13 protein-coding genes are annotated in these 17,610 nt (G+C 59.6%); 7 read left to right on the top strand and 6 right to left on the bottom strand.

Features of this window, described 5'->3' with window-relative positions:
- Positions 1–5: 5 nt before the first annotated feature.
- From AC6EI9_RS09360 to AC6EI9_RS09345, 4 genes are all read right to left on the bottom strand, one after another.
- Positions 6–875 (bottom strand): sulfotransferase family protein, encoded by an 870-nt coding sequence (locus tag AC6EI9_RS09360; RefSeq protein ID WP_498467527.1) that lies wholly within the window; start codon positions 873–875, stop codon positions 6–8.
- Positions 868–1,368 (bottom strand): KdsC family phosphatase, encoded by a 501-nt coding sequence (locus AC6EI9_RS09355; RefSeq protein ID WP_498467526.1) that lies wholly within the window; start codon positions 1,366–1,368, stop codon positions 868–870. Before AC6EI9_RS09355 ends, AC6EI9_RS09360 begins: the two co-directional genes overlap by 8 nt.
- Before the next feature lie 130 nt (positions 1,369–1,498).
- Positions 1,499–2,623, bottom strand: a complete 1,125-nt coding sequence (locus AC6EI9_RS09350) for a hypothetical protein (RefSeq protein ID WP_498467525.1) — start codon at positions 2,621–2,623, stop codon at positions 1,499–1,501.
- A gap of 37 nt (positions 2,624–2,660) precedes the next feature.
- Positions 2,661–3,647 carry a KpsF/GutQ family sugar-phosphate isomerase gene (locus tag AC6EI9_RS09345; protein WP_498467524.1) on the bottom strand — a complete coding sequence of 329 codons (987 nt, stop codon included), beginning with the start codon at positions 3,645–3,647 and terminating at the stop codon, positions 2,661–2,663.
- Between the two features lie 371 nt (positions 3,648–4,018).
- Between AC6EI9_RS09345 and AC6EI9_RS09340 the strand changes: the two genes are divergently transcribed.
- The 5 genes from AC6EI9_RS09340 to AC6EI9_RS09320 all read left to right on the top strand — a co-directional run bounded on the left by AC6EI9_RS09340 (position 4,019) and on the right by AC6EI9_RS09320 (position 11,556).
- Entirely contained in the window at positions 4,019–5,113 is a 1,095-nt protein-coding gene (locus AC6EI9_RS09340) for a glycosyltransferase (protein ID WP_498467523.1), read from the top strand.
- Positions 5,106–6,356 carry a tRNA nucleotidyltransferase/poly(A) polymerase family protein gene (locus AC6EI9_RS09335; protein ID WP_498467522.1) on the top strand — a complete coding sequence of 417 codons (1,251 nt, stop codon included), beginning with the start codon at positions 5,106–5,108 and terminating at the stop codon, positions 6,354–6,356. The genes AC6EI9_RS09340 and AC6EI9_RS09335 overlap by 8 nt, the downstream gene beginning before the upstream one ends.
- Entirely contained in the window at positions 6,353–7,849 is a 1,497-nt protein-coding gene (locus AC6EI9_RS09330; protein ID WP_498467521.1) for a hypothetical protein, read from the top strand. Before AC6EI9_RS09335 ends, AC6EI9_RS09330 begins: the two co-directional genes overlap by 4 nt.
- Before the next feature lie 102 nt (positions 7,850–7,951).
- Positions 7,952–9,166: an O-antigen ligase family protein gene (locus AC6EI9_RS09325; RefSeq protein WP_498467520.1), complete on the top strand. Its 1,215-nt coding sequence runs from the start codon at positions 7,952–7,954 to the stop codon at positions 9,164–9,166.
- Positions 9,163–11,556: a UvrD-helicase domain-containing protein gene (locus tag AC6EI9_RS09320; RefSeq protein ID WP_498467519.1), complete on the top strand. Its 2,394-nt coding sequence runs from the start codon at positions 9,163–9,165 to the stop codon at positions 11,554–11,556. Before AC6EI9_RS09325 ends, AC6EI9_RS09320 begins: the two co-directional genes overlap by 4 nt.
- Before the next feature lie 12 nt (positions 11,557–11,568).
- Here AC6EI9_RS09320 and selD read toward each other — a convergent pair whose 3' ends face one another.
- Positions 11,569–13,707, bottom strand: a complete 2,139-nt coding sequence (selD, locus tag AC6EI9_RS09315) for a selenide, water dikinase SelD (RefSeq protein WP_498467518.1) — start codon at positions 13,705–13,707, stop codon at positions 11,569–11,571.
- Positions 13,704–14,768, bottom strand: coding sequence for a UDP-glucose 4-epimerase GalE (gene galE / locus AC6EI9_RS09310; RefSeq protein ID WP_498467517.1), 1,065 nt, complete (start codon positions 14,766–14,768; stop codon positions 13,704–13,706). Before galE ends, selD begins: the two co-directional genes overlap by 4 nt.
- A 136-nt stretch (positions 14,769–14,904) precedes the next feature.
- Between galE and AC6EI9_RS09305 the strand changes: the two genes are divergently transcribed.
- Both AC6EI9_RS09305 and AC6EI9_RS09300 read left to right on the top strand, forming a co-directional pair.
- A complete protein-coding gene (locus AC6EI9_RS09305; protein WP_498467516.1) occupies positions 14,905–16,023 on the top strand; it encodes an MGDG synthase family glycosyltransferase in 1,119 nt (372 codons plus the stop codon).
- A gap of 51 nt (positions 16,024–16,074) precedes the next feature.
- Complete coding sequence (locus tag AC6EI9_RS09300; RefSeq protein WP_498467515.1) at positions 16,075–17,394, top strand: MFS transporter; 1,320 nt, start codon at positions 16,075–16,077, stop codon at positions 17,392–17,394.
- The last annotated feature ends 216 nt before the right edge of the window (positions 17,395–17,610 follow it).

The following is a 17,610-nucleotide window of genomic DNA, read 5'->3' as shown; positions in this document are numbered from 1 at the left end:
ATCGCTCAGGACTGAGACCAGCGGCTGGTGGTTGGCCACAGCCGCTGGACGTCCAGGTCGGGTAGTGCCTGCTGTGCCCGTTCGAGGTCCTCGGCGTGTTGGCGGCCCATGTCCGCCAGCAGGTCATCGGGTATCACAGTTGCTGTTGCGCTGACATTGACTTTCTCTCCCCAGGCGGGTTCCAGATAAGGGATCTCCAGAAAGCGGCAGAGCTCGGCATAGGTGGTTTCGGTGAACAGGGTTTCGAACAGGCCGATGAAGCAGTGGTCCAAGCCAAAGGCGTTGTCGAGGGCGTCGAGGGTCTGCCCGTAGTTGCTGCGAAGCCCACGCCCTTTGGCCACCCGTTTGCGCAGAGTTGCCACTTCTGTTGCAGCATCTCGCAGACCTTGCTTGCGCAGTTTCATGCGTTGGCTGGAGATCAGTCGTTCGATCGGATCACGCATCAGAAACACTGGTTTCACTGGGATGTCGCGCTCTTGGAAGTTGGTGTTGATCTCCTTCAGAGTGCCTGCACTCAGCAGGGCATAGGAGGGGGTGATGTCTCCGGTGAGTCTGATCTGCGCCCCCCGCAGTCGAGGCCTCTTGAGCAGCCAGTTGAAATACTCCGCGTAGTGACTCGGGTGATGGATGAACCACTGGCGCAGCCAACTGCGGGGCTGAACCCAGGAGCGCGGTCGCAGAGGTTTGTACTGGAGCTGACGGAATCGCTTCAACTCGGCAATGCTGCGGGCATCGTGAACGTGATATTCCTTCAGGCAGCCGAAATCGGCGTCAGGGCGGCTGTTCAGCTGCTGATGCAGCCAGGATGTGCCTGCTTTCTGGGCACCCACCCCCAGCAGGAACACGCCGGGATTGTCGGAGCTGAGATCAGTCATTGCGGTCTCTCCAGCCGTTGCGACTCAGATCACTCCAAAGGCCTCGGGCTTTAAGGATGTGTTCGGCTAGTTCGCGCACGGCGCCATGACCACCTCGCCGAAGCAGCACCCCGTCGGCCTGCCGTTGTAAGGCAGGGCAAGCATCGGCTGGTGTGATCAGCAGTCCAACCTGATGGCGCACGGCCAGGTCGTTGAGGTCGTCACCGATGAAAGCGGTTGTGGCTTTTGTGACACCTAATTGTTGTTGCAGCTTTTGCAGGGCGGCAGGTTTGTCCTTGATGCCCACGAGGCAGTATTCGATGCCCAGTTGCCGGGCTCTCACCTCGGTGGCGCCACCTTTGCCGCCGCTCAGAAAAGCCAGTTGCAGGCCCGCCTGTTGCAGTAAGCGGATACCAAGGCCATCACGCACATCAAAGCGTTTCTGCAGCAACCCATTGGGGTCGAACCAGAGGCCCCCATCGGTGAGCACTCCATCGACGTCAAGCACCAACAAGTGAGTGCGGCGAAGGGATTTCTTCAGGAAAAACCATTGACATCGTCTTGGGAGGTATCGCGCCAGGTTTGGGTGTATGTCAGCGATGCGCACAGCAGATGAAGTCGGTGAATCGTTGGGGTCGTTGAGTTCAGATTTTCACGAAAAACTTACTCCTGTATAGCCAATACAATAGGCTGAGGGTGGCAATCATGGTGATCAAAATTTCTGGAATTGCGCTGTCAATTTCGAAAATTCTTGATAACTGAGCACCTAAGTCATTCGTGAATTGCTCATAGTCAAAAAAACGGAGTGAAATGTATGCAATAAGCGAATTGGCTCCGATCACTTTGAACATAAAAAATGGCTTTTTAAAGTCTTTGATGTCAGTGATGTAATAAATTAAGAGGTAGAAAAGGATGCTAATGCCGCCTGTCAATGCTGCGAATGGTACGGTCCAGATGTTTTTGACAATGGGGTAGACGTTATCAGCCAAGAGGCTAGCGGCAATGAGTGATATTCCGAGAATTATCGCTTTTAAGACAGGACTTTTAAGGCCCTTTCTCTTTCTATTTTGTGCGGCGAGTTGGCTAGAGGTCCAGGCGCCCAGGAGGCATACAGAAGAAGCGGAAATCCAGTTTAAAGGCCCCTCTGGGTCAAAGCTCTTGTTGAGTAGCCGGCCAGGAATGAATGTCGAATCAATCCAGCTATTGATGTTATTTTTGGGATTAATGTTTTTATCGAGCGATGCTTTTGCTGGCAGCAGTTGAAGCGTGGCGATGAGGAGCCAGATCGCGCCGATTGATGCCAGAAGCCCCTTGCTCCTGCGGTTGGCAATGTAGATGCAGGTGCAAATAAAATAGCTGGCACCAATTTGACCTAAAACACTGCAAAGCCTTGGATTTAAAAATTGGTGTCCGTGCCATTCGTTGTAGATGACGCCAATGATCATGAGAATTATTGTGCGCTTCAGGGCAATTCCAGCAATCTGAAAATTGGGTATTTTCTTGTCTTTGAGTCGGGCGATCGAGAACGGTATTGTCGCGCCTGAGGTGAAGATGAAGAGGGGAAAGATGAGGTCATAAAATCTCAACCCTTGCCATCCGGCGTGTCTCATTTGCACAGCCATGCCTAGGGCTGATGGGTTGTGGACGGCGATTTCTTTGATCAGTGCTGCACCACCGATCAGCCAAAACATGCTGAAGCCACGCATCACGTCGAGCGAGTCGATTCGTGGTTTTTGAGCTGGATTGGGTTTGCTTTGTTGTGGATTCACTGGTTGGTTGGCCCGTGGTGCTCCTCGAGCTGCAGCATCACGTCAGCCCTGCCTGGACCAAGTCATGGAGCCGCAGCAGGCCTTCCAGTTCTCCGGCAGCATTCACCACAGGCAGCACGGAAATGGGTTTGCGCCGGTTGTGTTCCATGCGTTGGATGGCGTCCACAGCCATGAGCTCTGCTGTCACGGTGATGGGATCGGCCGTCATCAGATCGCTGGCTCTCAGCTTCGACCAGGTGTCACTGCTGTGGTCTCGCAGTGCCCGTCGCAGATCACCGTCAGTGATGAGCCCGATCAACTGTCCTGCATGGTTGGGATCTTCCACCCAGCCACTACCGATTGCTCCCTGAGTGAGTCGGCTGATGACCTCAGGCATAGGAGTGCCTGGGTCGAGGGCTGGTAGCTGCTCGGCAGGCACCATCAGATCGGCCACGGTCATGGTGAGTTGTTTGCCCAGTGAGCCGGCTGGGTGATTGATGGCGAAATCGGCAGGAGAGATGCCCCGTCTCTCCATCCACACCGCTGCCAGGGCATCCCCAATGGCCATGGCCACGGCTGTGCTTGCTGTGGGGGCGAGATTGAGTGGGCACGCTTCGCGATCGACTGAGGCTTCCAGCACAACATCGCTGCCTTGGGCCAGGGATGATGCTGCCCGCCCCACCAGGGCAATGCGTGCTGTGCCTCGCCGTCTGAGGTGGGGGAGCACCTGCAAGAGCTCGCTGGTTTCACCGCTGTTGGAGAGCAATAGGCAAACGTCATCGGGGGCCACAACACCGAGATCCCCGTGCAAGGCATCAAGGGGATTGAGGTAAAGGGCCATGAGGCCGATGGAGGAGAAGGTCGCGGCGATCTTGCGGGCCACGATGCCGCTTTTACCCACTCCAGTGATCACGAGCTTGGCCTTGAGGTCTGCGCAGCGTTCCAGCAGAGCTAAGGCCCCTTCCACCTGATCGGCACTGAGACGGTCAGCCGCGGCAGCGATGGCAGCTGCTTCCTCCTGCAGGCAGCGGGTGAGTGCAGACAAATCAGATGGCGTTTGCGTGAATCAATTCTGAGCCCTCGTGCTGCTCTTGGCCTTTTGCTGGTCACCGGCACAGCAGTGCCGTTGTGACTCCAGCGGGATGTTCCTTGTTTCAGGCCCTGCCTGGGCCTCTGAGGGGTGTGATTGCGCAGCGCCTGAATCGGCCAGCCACTGTGATGGCTAAGCGATGGAGCAAATGTGCGCTGAACAGGCTCCGGATCAGGTTTGCCATGACAATGCGCTGCTGCGGCACATGGATAGTTCGATATTTCGCTGGTCGCTGTTCAGTGGTAAGCGTTTGGTTGATGACGCCGGCAACGATCTCGCTTATGAAGCGCTCCAGCACCCATTGGAAGGAGCAGGCCTGCAGCTGAATGGGAGTTCGCGCTTGGTTCCGTTTCGGTCTTGGGCTTCCGGCCCCAAAGCGTTGGCCGCCACCGGTGCGTTGTTCGGCGCAGGGGCCTCACCGTCTGATCGCCTATCTCACCGAGGGTTCCCAGGGCTGGATCCTCGAGTTCCTCTGGCGGGATCTCATCGCGACATCAGTCTGGGGTGTAGACCATGCCCCCGAATTGCATGTGGCGTCCGATCGCGACAGCCTTGCTGAAGCGATGGAGGGGGCCAATGCCTTGGTGGTGGTGATGTTCCAGGGCCATCTGCAGCGTTTGTTGCGCGATGGGATTCCGGCGGAGCGAGTGATCCTTTACCTCAGTCATGTCCGCATCGGAGTGGCGCTGCCTGATCTCAACAGGCTGCATGCCGTACTGGCGCTGAATGGTCAGGAAGAGGCTTTACTGCGCATCGCGGGGGTGGAGCCAAAGCGGTTGCACCGCTTCCCTGCGGGCTACAACCCAGGTCAGTTTTTTCCTGGCCCACCTCTGGACCAGCGTCCATTCGAGGTGTTGTTGGTGGGGCGTTATGTGCCCAAGACCAACACCGGTTATCACGAGCGCAAGCGTTTTGCCCTGCTGTGCGAGTTGGTGGGATTGCTGCATCAGCAGGGTCTTCGGGTGGTGCTTCTGGGTAGCGGTTGGCAGGCCTGTGAGTATCCCCTCCCCTCAGCTGTTGAACTGATGGATCTGCCGCATGGAGCTTCTGGGGCGATCTACCGCCAGGCCCGGCTGGTTTGCTCGGTGTCGGCGCAGGAGGGTGGGCCAGTGTCGTTTCTAGAAGCACTGGCCAGTGGTTGCTTGATGCTGTCGGTTCCCACAGGGTTTGCGGCCGACTTTCAATCTGGTGTGGAGGGCGTCTGGCATCTGCCCTTGTCGGCATCGGCCACTCAGTGGTGCCTGCAGATTCAACACTGCTTACAAATTGCTCAGGCGGATGCTGTGTTGTCGGCAGGTGGCGGTTCCCCACTCCGGCAGGCCTATCTCCAACGCGCTCAGTTCGAGCAGTTGGCCTTGCAATTGCGCCAACTCTGTGATCAACCGGTGGCAGACGGCAGCATGGAGGCATCCCATGGCTGATCAGCTGTCTGTGGACCTGCCTGGTGTTCCTGAGAGTGTGCTGGTGGCGTTGCGGGAGCAGGCGCGTCTGCAGGGTTGTTTGCGGCTGGCTCTGGTCGGTGGTGCAGTGCGCGATGCCCTTCTTCATCACAGCCACCGGGCTGCCTGGCGTGACCTCCCGGATCTGGATTTTGTGGTCGAGGGCAGCACCGAAGCCCTGGCCAACGGGTTACGCCAACGGCTTGGTGCTGAGCGGGTCCCGGAGCTGCGGGTGCATGGCAGTTTCGGCACGGTGGAGATGGTGCTCGATGGTGTGCTGCTGGACCTGGCGCAGTCTCGCCAGGAGCTTTACCCCGCGCCTGGCTTCAATCCTGTGGTGGAGCCAGGTCTGCTCATCAACGATCTGGCGAGGCGCGACTTCACGGTCAATGCCATGGCGCTGGTGCTGGGTGGTGAAGGCACTGAGCAAGAGCTTCTGGATCTTCACGGGGGTCAGAGCGATCTCGCTGCCCGTCAGCTGAACTTCCTGCACGAGGGAAGTGTGCAGGACGATCCCACCCGCGTGGTGCGGGGGGCGCGTTATGCCGCCCGGCTTGGGTTTGGCCTTGGGCTCCAGGCCCTGCGACAGGTCCAAGTCACCGTGGCGGCTTGGCCGTGGCATTGGCGCCCAGGTGATGCGCTGGATGGGGTGCCCCCCGCCCTGGGCACCCGCTTACGAATGGAGCTGGAGTTGTTGTTTGATCAGGAGCCCTGGCAGCAAGCCATCAGTCACTTAAAGGACTGGGGTGCTCTGCCCCTGCTTGACCGAAAGCTCCAGAACGACCGATTGCTTGTGCTTCGTCTGCGGTGGGCCGAGCGGTTGGGCGTGCCCCTGATTTGTGCCCTGGTGGCGGCCTCCGCTGCCCCCTTGGCTCTGGCCCAGCGACTGCAATTGCCATTGCAGCAGCAGCGCTGGATCGATCAACACCTGGCTTTTCAAGCCTGGTTGGCCGAGCAGGTGTTGCCTTCTCCCTGGCATGGCTGGTCTGCAGCCCGTTGGAGCGAGGCCTTGGAAGTCAGGCCCTGGAGTGCCGAGGTGGTGGCGCTGGAGGTGGCCTTGATGAGTCCCTGCTGGAGGCCGTTGTTGCGATGGTGGGGGCGTTGGCGTCATGTGCAACCAGCGCAGACGGCGCGTGAGTTGATCGCTGCAGGACTCCAACCCGGCCCCCAGCTCGGGGAGGCGTTGCGCCGATCTCGGCTGCAACGCCTGGAGACGATGCGATGAGCGGCGAGATGGCGGCCTGGCGAAGCCGTTGGGTCATGGCTGTGGTGGTGTTCGTCTGCAGTGCGTTTGCCCTTCGGGCTTTGGCCCTGATCGATGCCACAGATCTCTGGAGCGATGAGCTCTACACCGTGGGCAAGAGTTTTCAGCCCAGTTACAACGCCCTGCTGGCGATGTTGCGGCTCGATACCCATCCGCCTTTTTATTACTCATTGGTGTGGATCTGGGGCCAGCTGCTGCCCGCCTCTGCGGTCACGCTGCGTCTGCTGTCCTGGCTGGCTTACCTGGCGGGGGGCCTTCTCATCACCGCCCAGGCTCGAGCTCTTGCCAGCCAGCTTGCGTTAGCTAGGCCGCGGCTTGCAGTGGCCGCCGCCGCTCTGATGGCTTTTTGCTCGCCCTACCCCGTGCGCTTTTCGATTGAGGGCAAGGGCTATGCCCTTTTGGTGCTGTTGGTGGCTTTGGCCTGGTGGTGGCGCCGGAGCCATCAGTGGCTGGGTTATGGCCTCAGCGTCATGTTGGCGGCACTCACGCACTACTACGGACTTTTCTTGTTTGCTGCCACCGCTGTCTGGGATGGCTGGCGAGGCCGGCGCGTCTCTTTAATTGCTGCCGCTGGGCTTCTCCCCGCTTTGCTTTGGATGGCGTATGCCTCGGCCTATCTCCTGCGCAGTGGCACAGGTGCCTGGATCGGTCGGCCCGATTTCGCTCTGCTGGAGGACACCCTGGCCCGGGCTCTGGGCCTTTGGCCTCTGCCAAAGCTGGGCGTGTTGCTGCTTGTGGCTGCTGCCATTGCGAGCAGTGGTTTGAACGCAGGCAGGGCTGAGCGCAGGGCCTCTGCACGTTCCCCGCTCGCTTTGACAGACGACAGCGGTCTTGGCCCCAGCTTGCTGATGGTGGTCGGTGTGGTGACGATCTCGTTTTGGAAGCCGCTGGTGTTCAGTCGCTATTTCGTTGTGCTGCTCCCTGCCATGATTCCCTGGTTGTCGGTGCGGCTGGCGCTTTTGCCGTTGACACAGCTGGGTCGTTGGTTGGTGGCCCTCACTGCTGCGGCGCTCGTGATCAGTTGGTGGTGGCACAGCTTCCGCGATTTAGATCCGATGGTGGGTGGCCACAGTGCTCGGGGAGCAGACCAGTTTCAGTTGGTCAGCCGTGCTTTGGCCGCAGAGCCCCTTCGCTTTTCCCGGCGAGAGCGTCTGTTCAACCTCAGTGACCGCATGGAGGTGGCGGCTGGTCGGATGGCCCAGCCAGCGCGCTCCTGGGGTGGGGCTTCAGATCTGGATCAATTGCTGGCCTCTGAGGCTTTACCAGACCATCTCTGGCTGGCAGACAGCGGTTCTGCCGAGGCTGTGTGGCCGCGGTTGGAGGATTTGCGAGCCAGGGCTCACTCGGCTGGCTACGTCTGCGCAGTGGCCGAGATCCAAGAGCTTGATGTCGCCCCCTATGCCCACGTGCAGCAGTGCTTGCTGGAGGCACCCGTCGATTCAGAGGCCCATTGACCATGCCAAGACCGACCCTGCCCCTGCGATGACAGCCTCTTTGTCTTGAAGACTTCTGCTTCCCAGGTCTGGCAATCTGAAGGGCCACAAGACCCGTCTCTCTTGCCAGGACTGACCGACCGTCTGGCCTCTCCCTGGCTGGACCTGTTGCTTCCTCTCTCGCTCTTGGGCCTTGTCTGGGAACGCAGCGGGAATCCTGCCGGAATGATCTGGATCCTGGCGATCTGGTGTGGTCTCAAATTTCTGCGTTGGCTGCCTGCGCAACCGTTGTATGGCGTATTGGTCGGCGTACTCGTTGTCAGCCTCAGTGCTGTTGTTCATCCGATCAGCGGCTCGGCCCCCACCGATCTCATCCTGGTGTTGCTGGCCTTCGCAGCGGGTCTGCAGCAGTCAAAAGAGCAATGGAGAGGAGGCCTTTGGTTGGTTCTGGCCACGGTGGTCGTTGCGTTGTTCTTTGTTGAATTTGATCGATACAACAGCAACCTCGACGCCATCCCCTGGTCTGTTGTGCGTGATGTTCTGCCACAGGAAGCGGTTCGCATTCAGAAGATCACCATTAATCGCTCTGGATATCTCTTCGGGCTTTTCGCCTTGGTTGGGTATGGACTGTCTCGTGCCGAAGTGCGCCCCTGGCTGTCTCGTCTGGCTGCGGTCGTGGGGGTGCTCAGTTTTGTTCTGGCTTTGGGGGCGGCATCGCGCGCAGCAGTTCTGTTTCCCATTGCAGCGTTGATCGTGACCGAACTGTGCTGGCGAAATCGTCAGTGGGTGGCCAGGCGCTCCAAGTCACTGGCAGCAACGGTGTTGATCCTTGCTGTGCTGTTCAACCTGGCTCTGTATTGGCCTGGCAGTCCATTCGTCGCTGAGGAGGTCAGCGACGTTGGCCGCGCACAGGTGGCCCAGTGTTTTGTGAGCCGCTCCCTCCGATCGCTGCCCGAGTTTTTGCTGGGACAGGGCTACGACCGGGTCTCCGACCACTGTGCAAGCAGGGTGTTTCTTCCCGGTCGAACCGAGGGAATTCCGCATGCTCACAATGTGTTCCTGCATGCGCTGGCAGACCAGGGTCTAGCGACCTTGGTCATGATGCTGATCGCCCTGGGATTGGTCTTTCAGCGTCTGTTTTTGGGCCTCGCAGGTGAGGCCGGATCGCTCTGCAGGACTGGCCTGGCCTGTGCTTTGTTCATTTTGGCTTCCTCCTTAGTGGAGTCCACGCTGCTCAAAACTTCGCTGCAGCAGATGATCAGCGGCTACTTGCTTGCCATCGCCTGGGTGACTCCGAACGCCTCGAAGCAGGAGAACTTCCGTACCATCAGCTCATGAGTTTTCTTGCCGGTCTCAACGACGCCCAGCGCCGGGCAGTGGATCATCACGAAGGCCCTCTGTTGGTGGTGGCAGGAGCCGGCAGTGGCAAGACCCGGGCACTAACGCATCGCATTGCCCATCTGATCGGTGAACACGGAGCCGATCCATCCCAGATCCTTGCGGTGACCTTCACCAATAAGGCGGCCCGGGAGATGAAGGAGCGGCTGGAGCTGTTGCTGGCTCAGCGTCTGGCGCAGAGTCAGTTCGGGCAGCCCTGGAGCACTCTGCCGCCGGTGGAGCAGCGTCAGCTGCGTACGTGCATTTACCGCGAGGTCACTAAGGAGCTTTGGATCGGCACCTTCCATGCCTTGTTCGCGCGCATGCTGCGCTACGACATCGACAAGTTCAAAGACAAGGAGGGGCTCACCTGGACCAAGCAGTTCTCGATCTACGACGAGGCTGATGCTCAGAGCCTTGTCAAGGAGATCGTGACCCAGGAGCTGCAGCTTGATCCCAAGCGCTTCGAGCCCAAAAAGGTGCGCTGGGCGATCAGCAATGCCAAAAACCAGGGCTGGCTGCCGGATCAGATGGAGGCCAATTCCGAAGGGCAGCGGGGCAAGCTTGCAGCGGATGTCTACCGCCGCTACCGCAAGGCGCTGGCTGCCAATAACGCTCTCGACTTCGATGACCTGCTGCTGCTTCCTGTTCAGCTGCTGCAGCAGAACGAGCAGGTGCGCAGCTACTGGCATCGCCGCTTTGCACACGTGCTGGTGGATGAATATCAGGACACCAACCGCACCCAGTACGACCTGATCAAGCTGCTGGTGACCGACGGTAAGGATCCCCAGGGTTACGACAACTGGTCGGGGCGGTCGGTGTTTGTGGTGGGAGATGCCGACCAGAGCATCTACAGCTTCCGCGCTGCCGACTTCACGATCCTGATGGGCTTTCAGGACGACTTCGGCGACCAGGCCCCGGACGACGCCACCCGCACGATGGTGAAGCTGGAGGAGAACTACCGCTCCACCGCCACGATTCTGGAGGCGGCGAACGCTTTGATCGCCAATAACAGCGAGCGCATCGACAAGGTGTTGCGTCCCACCCGAGGTGAGGGCGAACTGATCTCGCTCACCCGCTGTGATGACGAGATTGCAGAGGCCGAGGCCGTGGTGCATCGGCTGCGCATGATGGAAGCTGCCAACCCTGAGCTGAGCTGGGGTGACATGGCCTGTCTGTATCGCACCAACGCCCAGTCGCGAGCACTGGAGGAATCGCTGGTGCGCTGGCGGATCCCCTACGTGGTGGTGGGTGGTCTGCGCTTTTACGACAGGCGTGAGATCAAGGATGTGCTGGGCTATCTGCGCCTGATGATCAACCCGGCTGACACCGTCAGCCTGCTGCGGGTGATCAATGTGCCCAAGCGGGGCATTGGTAAAACAACGATTCAGCGGCTCACGGACGCGGCCAACCAACTGGGAATCCCGCTCTGGGATGTGGTGAGTGACCCTGAAGCGGTGCGCTCCTTGGGAGGCCGTTCTGCTAAAGGGCTATTGCAGTTCTGCGAACTGATCAACGGTCTGCGCGAGCGCGTTCACAACACGGCGCCCTCTGAACTGATTCAGCAGGTGATGGAGCAGAGCGGCTATGTGAGCGAGCTGATCACTGAGGCCACCGATGAAGCCGAAGAACGGCGGCGCAACCTGCAGGAGCTGGTCAATGCCGGTTTGCAGTACCAGGAAGAGAACGATGAAGGCGATCTCGAAGGCTTCCTCGCTTCGGCTGCCCTGGCCAGCGATGCCGACAGCAAAGACACGGCAGCTGATCGGGTCACGTTGATGACCCTGCACAGCAGCAAGGGCTTGGAGTTTCCTGTGGTGTGCCTGGTGGGGATGGAGCAGGGACTTTTCCCCAGCTATCGATCGCTGGATGATCCCGCCTCCTTGGAAGAGGAACGACGCCTTTGCTATGTGGGTCTCACTCGAGCCAAGGAACGGCTGTTCCTGTCCCATGCCAGCGAGCGGCGTCTCTGGGGCGGGATGCGTGAACCTGCGGTGCCCAGTGTGTTTCTGTCCGAGCTGCCGGAAACTTTGGTCCAGGGTGAAATTCCTCGGTCTGGCGGAGCTGCAATCCGCCGTGAACAGCGTTTGGATCGGCTCACCCGCGTCGATCGCGACAAGCCCAGCAGCAGCAGTGCCCCGGCCAACGCCGTGCGTCGTCGTCAGGCGGGACCAGCACCCGGCAAAAGCTGGAGTGTGGGCGATTGGGTGATGCACAGCAGCTTCGGGGAAGGCGAAGTCACGCACACCTTCGGGAGTGGCGAGAAGGTCTCGATTGCGGTGAAATTCAAAGGGATGGGGCCCAAGATCCTCGATCCGCGTCTGGCGCCGATTGAAGCTCTCGAGAGCTGATGCCGGTCTGAATCAGCGCTTTTGCACGCTGCCGATGTCTGTCCAGGCGGTGTTGGGTTGAGACGTCAGCTGTTGGGCGATGTCGGCCTGAACGCTGATTAAGAGAGGCCCGCAGGTCTGGGGATCCACCAGCAGTTGAAGCAGGGCTTGATGCTGCTTGCTGGTTGGATCTATGCCGTCCAGGTGCAGATCCACGGATTCGTTGTCCAGCAAGCTCCAGGCGCGTCGGTTGGCGGGGGCCAGGCTGCTTGCGTAGCCCTTGGCCAGTAGTGAGAGAGCTCCTGGGAACGCTGGGATCTTGGGGCCGTTGAGCACTACTTTCAGCGTCGGATTGCGCAGCATTTCGCCTAGATGCCCCAGCAGCCCGAAGCCGGTGATGTCTGTCGCTGCATGGATGGCATTTAGATGCTTGGCTTGCAGATCCAGAAGCTCTTCCAGCAAACAGTGCTGGCTCGTGCCCATTTGTTGGAGGGCTAAATCCAAATCTGGAGCTGGAGTTGCACCTGCCATGGCCGCGGCGAATAGCACTCCTGTCCCCAGCGGCCTGCTCAGCAGCAGTCGGTCTCCATCTTGAAGTCCCGCTTTGGGCCAGACCGTCGATTCGGGTTGTCCGCTGACGCTCAGCACCACCTGCACCGCTCGGCTCAGCGGCGGTTGGGCGAGGCCATCGCGTGCCTCCAAAGTGTGACCACCGATCAGCTGGGCGCCCTGAGGATCAAGGGCGGAGCGAATCCCTGCCAGCGTCTGGGCTAGCAGGGTCTCTTGGATTGGTTCGCTTGTTTGGGGCAGCGTGACCACGGCTTGGGCAGCCAGCACCTGCGCGCCGCAGGCCCAGAGGTCGGAGCAGGCATGTAGGGCCGTGAGTCGTCCATTCAGCCAGGGGTCACTGACCACGGCTGGAAAACCATCCACGCTTTGCAGTACTGGAGCGCTGCCCGCAGCGGGACGTAATGGCAGCACTGCAGCATCTTCAGGATCTGTTCCCAGCGCTGCGATGCCGGCTTGCTGCAGAGCACCCTCCAGGGGGCCAGCAGGAAGCTTGGCGGCGCAGCCCCTGCAGGCCATGGCTTCGGCGCTCTCCATGGATCCGCTGCGCTGAAACATCGCCATGAACCGCGCATCAATCGCTCTTTTCCAGAGCCAGAGCAGGGGATGAGGGCCAACCAGGCTTGATCCTCGGAGTGCCCAGGCTGTGGGGTGCCCATTGTTGAACCCGCCCAGCAGTTGCAGCGCCTGGCGTTGGGGGCGCCAGCGTCGTAAAGGTCGACCTTCGCAAGCTGCTTCCAGGTTGCGGACCAATGGCGCGGCGGCCCGCACGGCCCAGACTCCTGATGGCGCGCGGGGCTGCGCATCGATCACAGCGCAGTCGCCTGCGGCGAAGAGCTTTGGCTGTCCAATCGCCTGGAGGCTGGCTTCGGTGTGGACCCGACCGCTGTTGGGGCAGCAGGGAAGCCCGCTCTCTGCCAGCCATTGGGGTGCTCGGCTGCCGGTGCAAAGCAGCCCTGCAGCGGTTTCAAGCTGATTGGTTTGATCGAGGTTGCGTGTTTCAGTGAGCTGGATGGATGCCTCTTTCAGGGCCCGTTTCAGTGTTGGTTTCAGCTGTGCCGTGTGGATGCGCAGCACGAGAGGTCGCCTGGGCCAGCGCTGCCTAAGTGCAAAGACTGTCTCCACTGCGGCCAGGCCGCTGCCGATCACCTGAAACGGCGAGTTTGCAACAGCCGGTTTGCTCATCTGTTCGTCTTGGTCGGCCAGAAAGGCCAGTGCTGGTTCCAGCGGTTTGATCGGCACTAGTCCTGGAGTTGGCGCTGGGCTGCTTGACGTCACGGCGCCCAGGTTGAGGCTGAGGTGCTCGTAGGGCAGTGCTGGGCGTTGATCCAGTTGCAGTTGCTGGTTTTGAAGGTCCAGACCGGTGATCTCGGCCACCACCAGCGCCACGCCGGCCTGATCGGCCAGGTCGCGCAGGTCAACTGCCGCCTGGTCGCGTTGATAGACCCCTGCAATCAGCCCAGGCACCATGCCTGAATACAAAGCGGTGCTCGTGCGGCTCACCAGCGTGATCAGTTGATTGGGGCGCTTGCTTGGCTTCATGGCCCAGCGTCGCAAGACCAGTGCGTGACTGTGCCCGCCACCAGCCAGCACAAGACCGCTCATTCTTGATCGCTGTAGCCCGATGGATTGGCCGACTGCCAGGCCCAGCCGTCACGGCAGATCTCATCAAGGCCTCGCTTTGTTTGCCAACCAAGCCGTTGAAAAGCCTTTGCGGGATCGGCAACCGTGATGGCTGCATCTCCATCGCGACGGGCCACCACGTCGTAGGGCACTGGGCGACCGCTAGCGCGTTCAAAGGCACGCACCACCTCCAGCACCGAGGCACCCTGGCCACTGCCCAGATTGAGGGTGAGCAGTTGTGCTGGTTCAGCGAGCATGCAGTCGAGAGCAGCTCGGTGGCCTTCCGCCAGATCCATCACGTGGATGTAATCACGAACACCGGTGCCATCGCTGGTGGGCCAGTCGCCTCCGAACACCTGGAGAGATTTGCGCCTGCCCACGGCCACCTGACTCACGAAGGGGAACAGGTTGTTGGGAGTACCCAGCGGATCTTCTCCGATCTTGCCGCTGGGGTGCGCTCCTACGGGATTGAAATAACGCAGGCAGGCAATGCGCCATTGGTTGGGAGCACTGGCGGCCAGATCGTGTAAGAGCTGTTCAACCGCTGCTTTGGAGTGGCCGTAGGGGTTGATCGGCTGAATGGGCGCTGATTCTGGGATCGGGATGTCTTTTGGGTAGCCGTAGAGCGTGGCGCTGCTGCTGAACACCAAGGTGCGGCAGTGATGGACGCTCATGGCAGCCAGCAGACATTGGCTGCCAGTCAGATTCACGTCCCAATAACGCAGCGGTTCACGCACCGATTCACCAACGGCTTTCAGCCCGGCGAAATGAATGACAGCCTCAACGGGAGCGCCCTCTGATTTGGCTTGAGAAAAAAGGGCTTCGAGGCACAGCGGATCGCGAATGTCCCCTTGCCAGACCTTTAAACGCGTCTTGGATGCGTTGTGATCGAGCTGGTCGAGTGCACAAACCCTCTCAAGGGCTATCGGAGAACTGTTGCTGTAGTCATCCAGAACGATCAGGTCATGACCTGACTTCAGCAGAACCAGACAGGTATGGCTGCCGATGAAGCCAGCCCCGCCTGTGACCAGCAGCCGCGCCATGGATCGTGCTTATCAATCGGTCAAATCTATTGGCCAAGGATCGATCGGGCTTTTGCTGCTCCTTGATCGCGGATTTTGGTAGTTTCCGCTCTTGGATTAGGCGTAACAGGCGTGAGAACCTTGCTTGATGCGGGTCTTGATTTTCACGTCCAGTGGCGGCACAGCCCATGACGCCGCCGCCTACGCCCTGCAGGCCTGGATCAAGCGCTGGGATCCAACCGGTGAGGTGTGGGTTGAGCACGTGCTGGAAAATGCCAGCGTTTTTACTCGTGCGGGAGTTGCTCTCTACAACTGGATTCAGCGCCATGGGCCCTGGATGCATCAGATCTATTGGCGGGTTGTGGAGTGGGAAGACGTCACCAAGCCAGGAACGCTGCTCGCCGGACGTTTTTATGTGATCCGTTTACTGCGGCGACTGCAGCCGGATCTGTTGATCTCTACGCACCCCCATATCAACCGCGGCCATTTCGATCTGGCTCGGAGGGTTCTTCCAGGTCTGCGCTGCATCACTTGTTGCACGGAGTTGGAGGGTGGCTTTGGCTTCAGTCGCAACTGGCTAACGCGTCGGGCTGAGGCGTTCTGGACCCTCTCTCAGGAAGTCAGCGATGACGTTCGCCGACGTGGCTACCGCTCCTTGCCTTCTCCGGCGCTTGGTCCGTTGTTCGATCCCGCGTTTGAGGAGGAGCTGGAGCGAGAGATTCCGGAGAGTGACGTCGAGCAGCTGCCACTCCTGGTGCTGGGAGCTGGGGCCAATGGTGCCAACAACCACATTCGTTTGCTGGAGACGTTGCTGCCCTTGGCGGGGAGGATCAGAGTTAGCGCCCTCTGTGGTCGTCGTCAGGCTGCATTTCGGCAGGTGCAGGACTGGGCGGTGCAGCATCCACAGCTGACCGTTGAGCCGTTGGCTTTTCAAGGCCCAGCAGCGATGGCGCGGCTCTATCGAACAGCCTGGGCCATGGTGGCGCGGCCAGGGGCACGAACATCCACTGAAGCTCTGGCCACTGGTTGTGTGCTCATTTTCAATGGCTTTGGAACAACGATGCCTCAGGAATTATTGGCTCGCCGCTATTTTAAGGCTCGCAAGATCGATCGTTGTATCCGTCAGCCCAAAGATCTTGTGGCGCTGTGTGGGGCATGGCTTGAGCAGCCGCACCAGTACCAACAGTTGAAGGCACGCATGCAGCGTTACCGACTCAGCGTTGATCGTTTGGCGATTCGTCAGCTTCTTTTTGATGGTCCGCAGGCACTGGCCTGATGTGGGTTCAGTCTTCTTCGTTGCTTCTCTCATTGTTGCTAGATCTTTCCAGTGGCTAAAAGATCCAGCCGCCTGTTTCGCTACCTCTGGGGCGGCCAGCTGATTTCCAATCTGGGAACTCAGACAAGCCTCTATGGAATCGGGCTTTGGTTGTTTGCCCAGTCGGGCCAACTCCTTGACTTTGGCTTGGTGGCGATGGTGGTGCAGGCGGCACGCTTGCTCGCGTTGCCACTGTTTTTGCGTGTTTTTTCGGCTTGGCGTCCTGGTCGATTGATGGTGCTCTGCCATGCGACGGGTGCTGTGTGCACGGCTTTGTTGGCTTTTTTGTTGCTCCTCTCTTCAGGGGATGCTCCACCCCCTTTGCTCGGAGTTCTAGCGATTCAAGCCTTGGCTGCTGTGGCTGAAGCCCTTCTGGTGGTGCGTCTTTCCAGCCTGATTCCGCTGTTGATTTCCGATCAAGAGCGCTTACAGCGTGCCAATGGATTGTTCGCCACGGTGGATGGTTTGGTGATCACCATGGCTCCTTTCCTTGGCAGCTGGCTTGTGGCCAGTCAGGGCCTGGGTGGAGTCTTGCTGGTCGATGGCATCAGTTTTGTGTTGGCCCTGTTGAGCGTTGTTGTGGCGCCTTGGTCGCGGGACGCCCGGCGCCTTGATCCGGTGACTGCAGCGGCGCCTGATCAGTTCATTGCTGCTGGCACGTTGCACCGATTGTTGGCGCTCTGGCAGCGCTCGTTGCAAGCGCGATCAGCTCTTGTTTTGACGGCGCTGACGGCCTTTGTCTATGCATCCCTCGAAGTGCTTTTTCCTGCCTGGGTGTCACTGGCCTATTCGCCTGAGTGGATGGGTTGGGTTCTCATCACAGGAGCCTTGGGATATTTGACTGGGTTCGCATGCTGGCGATGGCTGCTGGGAATGCGCTGGCGAACCGTCTTGCCTTGGGCCCTCGTGGTTCAGGCATTGATTTTGATGGGCGCTGGCTTGCAAGCCTTTGCGCATCGAACCGCGTTTTGGTTTGGAGCCGTCCTGGTCTTCAGTGCTGCTTTGCCCGTTGTGATGGCAGCTCTTCACCAAGCCTGGGTGACCCTGGCTCCTCGGGAGTCACTGCCTCGCTACTTCTCACTGCGGTATGGGTGCGAGTGGGCCACCCGGTTCTGTGCATTTCTGGCTGTGCCCCTGCTCGTTGACCGTGGCTTGCGGCCAGCACTGGGTTGGCCGGTGTGGCCGTCTTGGTTGCTGGAGACGCTGGGAACGGATCAGGGTCGTGTGATGGCCATCGCCATTGGAGCTCTGGGGTGGGTGATCGTCGGTGGCTTATGCGCCAGACGCCTCGCTTTGGTTACCAGCCCGTCTGTTAGTGCTGCCGGTCCTTGAGTTGATGCAGGTTCGGCTACGGAAAGTGCCTCAAGAGTGGGCTTCCGGGCCGGGGCTGTGTTGGTTTTGAATGGTTTGTGATCCAATCAGGTCCAACAGCTTTGGTTCTTCAGTTCTTGCTGGTTAATTGGATCGCTTGCCGCATTGAAAATGTCGAAGAACCGTCACGGTTCTGGCCTCGCTGGCTCGACCCACTGAATGGTTTCCGTGAGGGTG

The sequence above is a fragment of the Synechococcus sp. MIT2312 genome (genome assembly GCF_059772315.1).
This window is presented reverse-complemented; position numbering and strand designations above follow the sequence as displayed.